This is a genomic window from Martinezella dioscoreae (assembly GCF_009176305.1).
GTDB classification, from domain to species: domain Bacteria; phylum Pseudomonadota; class Alphaproteobacteria; order Rhizobiales; family Rhizobiaceae; genus Rhizobium; species Rhizobium dioscoreae.
Genome location: NZ_BLAJ01000023.1, coordinates 20900 through 27006 on the forward strand (window position 1 = coordinate 20900; position 6107 = coordinate 27006).

Below are 6107 nucleotides of genomic sequence, written 5' to 3' on the forward strand. Positions count from 1 at the left end.
TATGGAAACGCATGAAAAGGGATTTTTCACGGAGGAGAACTCCGTCGAGGTCGTCACCGGGCGCAACGCCAATGCGCGTGATCCGCGGCTGAAGCAGGTGATGGAGGTCATCACGCGCAAGCTGCATGAGGCGGTCAAGGAAATCGAGCCAACGCAGGATGAATGGTTCAAGGCGATCATGTACCTGACCCAGACCGGTCATCTCTGCAACGAGTGGCGGCAGGAGTTCATTCTGCTTTCGGACGTTCTCGGCGTGTCCATGCTTGTCGACGCGATCAACAACCGCAAGCCGTCGGGTGCGTCGGAATCGACCGTGCTTGGACCGTTCCATGTCGCGGACGCGCCCGAATTGCCGATGGGAGCCAATATCTGCCTCGATCGGAAAGGCGAGGATATGGTGATTCACGGCCGCATTCTCGATACGCAAGGCCGGCCGATAGCCAATGCCGTGCTCGACGTCTGGCAGGCTAACGACGAAGGTTTCTATGACGTCCAGCAGAAAGGCATTCAGCCCGACTTCAATCTGCGCGGCGTGTTCCGCACCGGCGAGCATGGCCGCTACTGGTTCCGGGCGGTCAAGCCGAAGTTCTATCCGATCCCCGACGACGGCACGGTCGGCAAGCTCCTGGCGGGGCTCGGTCGCCATCCCTATCGTCCGGCCCACCTGCATTTCATCCTCAAGGCCGAGGGGTTCGAGACTCTGACGACACACATATTCGACCCTCACGATCCCTATATCAACTCCGACGCCGTCTTCGGCGTCAAGGAAAGCCTGCTGGCCGAATTCAAGCGAGTCGACGATGCGGCGCGGGCTCACGAGCTGGAGTTTCCGGGCTGGTTCTGGGAGGTCGAATACGATTTCGTGCTGGCGCCTTCGAAGCCGGGGTAAGCCTTGCTGGTGAGGCGAAAAGGCCGGAGCGCGGCAACCTGTGTTTCGGCCCCAATCAATCGATTGCGGCCACCGCCGCTCAGGCCGGACCCTTTCGCTCGCGCTCGGCCATGAAAGGGCCATGGGCCCAGCGGATTTCCTGCTCGTGCTTTTCGACCGACCGGCGCAGCTCGGAGAATTCGCGCCGCAAGTGCCCAATAAGCTTGCGTGCGGCCGGATTTGAATAGGGCTTCGTTCTCGTCATGATCCCGAGCGCGCGCTCCGGCTGCGGGATGTCAAGCGGAATGACGCTAATCCTGTTTTCCCGCCGGAACGAGTGAGCGACGGAAAGCGGCAGGATTGCCAGGGCGTCCGTTCCGACCAGATAGTTCAAGACGCTCATGAGCGAGCCTCCGGCATAGCGGATCGAAACCTCCTCTATCCCCAGCGTTAGCAGAATATTGTGCAGGTCCAGCACCAGCGGCGAACCGGGCAGAGGAGCGACCCACGGATAATTGAGGATGTCCTCGGTTGCCAGATTACGTTTGCGCATCAGCGGATGGCCCGCACCGCAGGCCAGCACGTTTCGCGCAGGCAGCAGTGGTTCGAACTGCTGGTCAGCGCGAAGATCCGTGGAGCCCGTCGGTGTGACCGCGACATCGATCTGGCCGGATTCGAGCTCGCTTACAAGGTCGGAATAGTTTCCGTAGGACTGGTGGACCATGATCCCCCGCTCATCGTGTTGGAACGTGGCGATCATGGGCGAGACAACCGCATCCATGAAGAAAGGAACGCCGCCGATCCGCACGCGGCCGAACGAACCCGATTTGAAACTGCGGATGATTTCCATCGCCTTGCGCGACGACGCGAGAATTGCCTTGCCTTGCAGGCCAAGCTGTTCGCCAAGGGGCGTTGGCTGCATTGGCCGGCGCCCGGAAACGAACAGCGGTTCACCGACACGCTTTTCGAGGATTGAGATGGTCCGCGACACGGCCGACTGTGTCATGCCAAGCATGGCAGCGGCTTCCGTCACGCCTCCGGTTTCGATGACGGCGGCAAGCTGAACAAGGTGATGTTCCACAATCTTCATAGCAAAATGCTATAGTATTTATGAACAATCTCATCAACAGTCGTTTTAGATCGGCTATATTTTGCAAGTGTTGAGTGATTGGCAAGCGGCTGAGATCCTGATTGCCAATCGACGGGGAGAAAGCGGAGGAGGGCCGCGCCCCGGGACGATCGATTGTTTCACGGGAGGAGAACGATGGCACTTGTCAGCGGCTATCATCATTTGACCCTTTGCACCGATGGCGTGCAAGAGGATTACGATTTTTATACCAAAGCGCTCGGCCTTTATTCGGTCAAGCGCACCGTGCTGTTCGACGGCACCATCCCCGTCTATCACCTCTATTACGGATCCCGCAGCGGCGAGGCTTCGACGATCATCACGACCTTTCCGTTCCGTAAGCCCGCCGTTTTTGGCCGACGTGGAACGAACCAGTCGAAGATCATCCAGCAGGCGATCCCTGCCGGCGCGTCCGGCTATTGGGTCGAGCGGCTCAATGCCCGTGGTATCGAGGCTGAGAAAATATCGCGCTTCGGTATCGCGCGCGTGGCCTTCAAACACCCTTGCGGCATTCCGCATGAACTTGTCGAAAGCCCTGCAGACAACCGGCCGCCCATCGTCAACGAGGCGCAAGGCGTTACGGCGGAGCATGGTATCAAGGGCATTTACGGCGCGGCGATTGCCGTGTTCGATCGCACCGCCATGGATGACTTCCTGACAGTTGGCCTGTCGATGAAAAAGGAGGCTGACAGCAATGAGGGACTGATGTTCTCCGTCCCGAACGCAAACGGTCCCAACAGCATGGTCGAAATCCTGCATGAAGCCAACGGTCCGCAGGGCACCTGGACGCTTGCCGGCGGCACCATTCATCATCTGGCGCTGAACACTGGCGATGAACAGAACCAGCTGCAGCTGAAGGCGCATCTGGAGGGTTTGGGGTTCACGGACGTTTCCGACCAGAAGGATCGTAACTATTTCAAGTCCTGCTACGTCCGCTCACCGGGCGGCGCGCTGTTCGAGATTGCCTGGTCGGTCGAGGGCGGTTGGGCGCTTGACGAGCCGGCCGACCGTATCGGCACCACGCTGGTCTTCCCGCCGTGGTTCGAGAACCGTCGCGAAGAGCTGATCGCCGGCCTGGAACCGGCGAACTTCTGAGCCGGGGCAATGGCGATGCATCATGAATCTCTCCTGCTCGGCGCTACGCCCGAGGAGGCCCAAGTCCACTGCATCTTCATCCATGGGCGTACCCAGTCGCCCGAAGACATGCACCAGCAAGTGATCGCCAGGCTCAAAGCGTCGGGCGTGGCCTTTATTCTACCGCGCGCCACCGGCAAGAGCTGGTACGGAGCACGGGCGACGGAGCGGCTGACATCGACAACGCGCAAGGAACTGGAAGACTCCCTGGCTTATCTACATGGCATCACACGCGATCTGACTTATCGCCGTCATGGGACGCCGCTTGTGATCGGAGGCTTCAGTCAGGGTGCGTGCCTGGCTTTGGAATATGCGATGAAATATGGACCATGGCGGGGTGCCATGGTCAATCTTACTGGTTGCCGTGTTGGCACCTCGGAGTGCGACAGACCCTTTGCGGACCTTGATCGCATGCCGGTTTATCTAACCGGGTCCGACAAGGATCCTTGGATACCAGTCGGGGCCTTTGCCGAAGCTGCCGAAAGTCTTGCCCGAGCACGGGCGAGCTTACGTTGCGAGGTCTTGCCCGATCGTGCCCATGAGGTGTCGGCCCAGGAAATTGGCGAGTTCGACAATTTGCTCTCGCAGATGCCGGCGGTGATCGCGTAGCACTGTAATATGCACTGCTCCTTTGAAAAATTATGGTGATGTTCGCGAGGAATCTGCAAGCGGAGGATATTTAGACTCCGCCAAAAAACGGACAAACCTTCAATTGAGCACCGTGCTGGAGCTACCCTTCCCAGTCTTGCCACGTGGTAGCACACTAGGGTTTGGCCGCGTCGGCATTCCGGCAACGTTAGAGCAGGACATCAGAACGAAACCATCCTGATCAACCGCTCTCCTCAACCAGCATTTCTGACCATTGACGGGTACCGCGACTTCATCGAAATACCAGACATCTTCTTCGTCGGCACCATCGGCGGATAGTCTCATAAGAAACGACGATCCCGTGATCGAGCAGCGTTTCCGCGACGGCGTTCAGGCTCAGATTAAAACGGAAGCAGAGCCAGACAGAATAGGCAACGATTTCGGTCGGTTGGCGGGCGGTGGTCCCTGTGGGCCGGCTTATTCAGGCATCGCTTCATGGATAGGGATTTGCGGTTCGATACTCTTCAAGAGCAAAAGTAGGAGGGACTGAAGGCAGAGGCATTTCAGGGCTATCGGCTAACTTAGCAGTAAGAAGAAGCAAGCTGCGCCATCTGAGATCACTTCCAACGATTGGCCGGATCGTTGTCGCTTGCGGGAGACGACTAAGGGGATTTCTACCGGTGCCAGGCTAAATGCCCTGCGTATCGCTTGACGATCCTTGTAGGCAGGGTAGCGATCAAGGGGACTCCCTGAACGGCGGTCAGCACAGTGGAAATTTCGACGCGTCAGGGGAAGACTTTCGACGTACGTCATTCCCAGATCACGGTTTAGTAATTTCCAATCCTGATGACGTTGACTTCCAATTATCATGGTGCAAATTTCCAACTGTCAGAGATTCGGAGAAAGCATGTACGAACGTCTCGTCGCGCACCGGGTGGAGGAAGCCCTTTCAGATACCCCGGTGGTCCTGATCGTAGGACCGCGCCGGGCAGGCAAAACCACACTTGTCCGGAAAATCGGGGAGGCCGGTCGGACCTATATTACTCTCGACGATCAGACGACGCTCGATGCCGCGCAATCCGATCCGACCGGTTTCATTCGCAGCCTCGATCGCGCCATAATCGATGAGGTCCAGCGCGCGCCCGATCTGCTGCTTGCGATCAAAAAGACGGTGGACGAGGGCTATCGTCCCGGGCGCTTCCTCCTGACTGGCTCGGCCAATGTGCTCACCTTGCCGCGAGTTGCCGACAGTCTAGCGGGACGGATGGAAACCATTCGAATGCTGCCACTTGCTCGCGCTGAAATAAAAAGTCAGACGCCGACGTTCCTCGAACGACTATTTGAGGGGACGCTTCAGGGAAACCGAGAGGCGATTGTCGGCGACGACCTCATCCAACTCGTGCTGTTAGGAGGTTTTCCCGAGGCGATTAGCCGCGAGAGCGAACGGCGACGACAAGATTGGGCTCGGTCCTATCTGACATCTGTTCTGACCCGCGATCTTAGAGACATCGCCGAGATCGAGAAGCTGACCGAGCTGCCGAAATTTGTTCGACTGCTGGCGGAGCATTCGGGGCAGTTGGTCAACTATTCGCAGTTCGGCTCCAGCATCCATGTCAGCCACAAGACGGGGCAGCGCTATGTGGCGCTGTTGGAGCAGGTCTACCTCGTCTCGACATTGCAGCCTTGGTACACAAACGCGCTGAAGCGGATCGCCAAGACGCCTAAGCTACATTTTCTCGATTCCGGCCTTCTCGCAGCGGTGCGCGGGTTGACGTTCGATCGGACAAAGGCGGACCGCAGCGTATTTGGCGCGCTTCTGGAAAGCTTCGTGTTTGCCGAAATCCTGAAGCTCTCGGATGCGTCCGACTTACGCCTGACGCCATATCATTTTCGCGATCAACAGATGCATGAGGTGGACATCGTCCTAGAACGCGATGATGGCATGATCGTGGGGATCGAGGTTAAGGCCTCAGCGACGGTGAAGTCCGGTGACTTCGCCGGACTGCGGACCCTGGCCGAAGCGTGCAAGGACCGGTTCGCCTACGGTGTAGTGCTGTACGATAGCACCGATTTCGTTCCCTTCGGCGACAGGTTGGCCGCAGCGCCATTGTCCGCCTTATGGGGCTGATGATCATCCGACAATCTGCAAATCATCGCGCACAAGGCACAGCCTGTCCATCAAACCTGTTTTGAGATGGACCTGTTGCCGTAAGGGGTGCTAAAGCAAGCCAAAGCAGATCTGATTTCCGACAATCGCCACGTAGGCGGTGAATACTGCCCAAACTGGAAGACTTGGCAGCGCTTGAATCAGGCTGGTTAATAGGATCGTATCCACAATAGCGTCGCCTCAGCAAAGAGAAATGATACACGTCGCCGCGGGTTCGAATCTAA

Annotated in this window: 5 protein-coding genes and 1 pseudogene; 4 read left to right on the forward strand and 2 right to left on the reverse strand. The window is 57.9% G+C overall.

All coding sequences use genetic code 11. The annotated features are described in order from the left end of the window. Position 1: 1 nt before the first annotated feature. Entirely contained in the window at positions 2-889 is an 888-nt protein-coding gene (locus GDN47_RS31110) for an intradiol ring-cleavage dioxygenase (protein ID WP_152094990.1), read from the forward strand. Between the two features lie 79 nt (positions 890-968). Here GDN47_RS31110 and GDN47_RS31115 read toward each other — a convergent pair whose 3' ends face one another. After that, a complete protein-coding gene (locus GDN47_RS31115) occupies positions 969-1958 on the reverse strand; it encodes a LysR family transcriptional regulator (protein ID WP_152094991.1) in 990 nt (329 codons plus the stop codon). A 174-nt stretch (positions 1959-2132) separates the two neighbouring features. Between GDN47_RS31115 and GDN47_RS31120 the strand changes: the two genes are divergently transcribed. Further along, positions 2133-3089 carry a VOC family protein gene (locus GDN47_RS31120; RefSeq protein ID WP_152094992.1) on the forward strand — a complete coding sequence of 319 codons (957 nt, stop codon included), beginning with the start codon at positions 2133-2135 and terminating at the stop codon, positions 3087-3089. A gap of 9 nt (positions 3090-3098) precedes the next feature. After that, entirely contained in the window at positions 3099-3737 is a 639-nt protein-coding gene (locus GDN47_RS31125; protein ID WP_152094993.1) for an alpha/beta hydrolase, read from the forward strand. 201 nt (positions 3738-3938) lie between these two features. Here the strand turns inward: GDN47_RS31125 and GDN47_RS32520 are convergent. After that, positions 3939-4197: pseudogene (locus GDN47_RS32520) on the reverse strand (IS6 family transposase); the annotation flags it as partial. 426 nt (positions 4198-4623) lie between these two features. On the opposite strand from GDN47_RS32520, the gene GDN47_RS31130 reads away from it, so the two are divergent. Beyond that, positions 4624-5844: an ATP-binding protein gene (locus GDN47_RS31130; RefSeq protein WP_152094995.1), complete on the forward strand. Its 1221-nt coding sequence runs from the start codon at positions 4624-4626 to the stop codon at positions 5842-5844. The last annotated feature ends 263 nt before the right edge of the window (positions 5845-6107 follow it).

What these genes read in the sequence shown, in the direction of transcription:
- GDN47_RS31110 (WP_152094990.1), top strand. Translation starts at nt 2, where the DNA reads ATGGAAACGCATGAAAAGGGATTTTTCACGGAGGAGAACTCCGTCGAG.
- GDN47_RS31115 (WP_152094991.1), bottom strand. Translation starts at nt 1,958, where the DNA reads ATGAAGATTGTGGAACATCACCTTGTTCAGCTTGCCGCCGTCATCGAA.
- GDN47_RS31120 (WP_152094992.1), top strand. Translation starts at nt 2,133, where the DNA reads ATGGCACTTGTCAGCGGCTATCATCATTTGACCCTTTGCACCGATGGC.
- GDN47_RS31125 (WP_152094993.1), top strand. Translation starts at nt 3,099, where the DNA reads ATGGCGATGCATCATGAATCTCTCCTGCTCGGCGCTACGCCCGAGGAG.
- GDN47_RS31130 (WP_152094995.1), top strand. Translation starts at nt 4,624, where the DNA reads ATGTACGAACGTCTCGTCGCGCACCGGGTGGAGGAAGCCCTTTCAGAT.